Source organism: Providencia sp. PROV261 (genome assembly GCF_028477945.1).
Taxonomy (GTDB): Bacteria; Pseudomonadota; Gammaproteobacteria; order Enterobacterales; family Enterobacteriaceae; genus Providencia; species Providencia stuartii.
In genome coordinates this window covers 1-1479 of record NZ_JAMPMC010000099.1, presented here as the reverse complement: position 1 = coordinate 1479, position 1479 = coordinate 1, and the positions used below count along the sequence as shown (strand labels likewise).

Here is a 1479-nt window from a genome sequence, read left to right as displayed (position 1 = left end):
TTGTAACTATCCCGTAAAATAATACAGCTCACTCGTAGAATTTCTTGTAAACTAAAACAAAGGAGTTTTACGATGTCAAACGCATGACTGAAAGCCAGATTGTGGCGATTTTAAAAGAAGCCGAAGCGAGTATGCCGGTGAAAGATATTTGTCGTAAGTACGGCATCAGTAATTCAACGTTTTATAAATGGCGCGAAAAATACGGCGGTATGGAAGCGTCTGATGTGCGCCGCTTGAAAGAGCTTGAAGAAGAGAACCGTCGACTTAAGCAGATGTATGCTGAGTTGAGTCTCAAGTCACAGATGCAAGAAGACATCATAAAAAAGCTCTAGCGCCTGTGGCAGAACGGAAAGTCTGGGCACACGAGTTACAGGTGCAGTATAACGCAAGCGTAGTGAAGTGCTGTCATGTGGTTGGTATCAGTCGTACCGCTTACTATTACGAGCCAAAGCTGACCGATGATGACGAAATCATTGATGCCTTGAATGCTTTAATCGACAAGCATTATCGGTGGGGGTTCCCGAAGTGCTTTAAACGCCTTCGAAAGCTAGGCCACAGTTGGAACCACAAACGTGTTTATCGCGTTTATAAGGAGCTAAAACTGAACCTGCGACGCAAAGGCAAAAAGCGACTGCCCAACCGTAACCCAGAGCCGTTAGCTGCACCGAATGCATTGGGAAAATCTTGGTCAATGGACTTTATGAGTGACAGCTTGCACAACAAAGTCAGGTTCCGCACATTTAACGTTATTGATGACTTTAATCGCGAAGTTTTAGGTATTGATATTGCGACCAGCATGCCGTCATTGCGTGTCATACGCTATCTTGACCAACTTGCTGAGTGGCACGGTTACCCTGAGAAAATTCGGGTTGATAATGGCAGCGAATTCACCTCGGAAGTGTTTGTAAATTGGGCAAAAGCACATGACATTATGATTGATTACATTAAACCCGGTTGCCCATATCAAAACGCATACATTGAACGATTTAACCGAACTTATCGCGATGATGTACTCAATTGCTACATTTTCAACAACCTGAACGAAGTGAAGCAAATAACCGAAGACTGGATTGAGCTATACAACAACGAACGGCCGCACGATTCACTCAATGACATGACGCCATTTGAGTACCGAAGTGCGGCATAAATATTCTACGAGATGACTGTGTTATAAATGGGGTATTTACATTTCCCTTCCATTTTTCTATTTCTTCAACAGAAGCATACCTTGATGTTGTAGCATCTCCAAATTCATCGATAAAAGCCTCAAAAAATTCATTTCGCATTTTATTTTCCTTTTCCACGACAAACTTCTACTTTTCCTTTTTGTGTCACAATCTCTGCAGCACCAATGGCGGTTGGATAAAAGTTATCATCGATGACCAAAAAATCTTCACACTTCCATTGCGATACAGGTTTAGAGCCTATCTCAATAGGACTTTATTCCAGACGATGATACCACAGGCAAAATGCAGCATC

The 1479-nt window shown here is 42.5% G+C and carries 2 protein-coding genes; one reads left to right on the top strand and one right to left on the bottom strand.

What is annotated here, in order from left to right; genetic code table 11:
- Positions 1–83 precede the first annotated feature (83 nt).
- Positions 84–1147, top strand: a protein-coding gene (locus tag PR675_RS20830) for an IS3 family transposase (RefSeq protein WP_442959619.1) whose coding sequence is annotated in 2 segments (ribosomal slippage) — positions 84–321 and positions 321–1147 — 1065 coding nt in all. Because the reading frame shifts where the segments join, the coding sequence is not laid out codon by codon here.
- Positions 1148–1287: 140 nt separating this feature from the next.
- On the opposite strand, the gene PR675_RS20825 is transcribed toward PR675_RS20830, so the two are convergent.
- The gene (locus PR675_RS20825) at positions 1288–1428 is read right to left on the bottom strand and encodes an HdeA/HdeB family chaperone (protein ID WP_442959620.1); all 141 of its coding nucleotides are present in this window, start codon (positions 1426–1428) and stop codon (positions 1288–1290) included.
- Positions 1429–1479 lie beyond the last annotated feature (51 nt).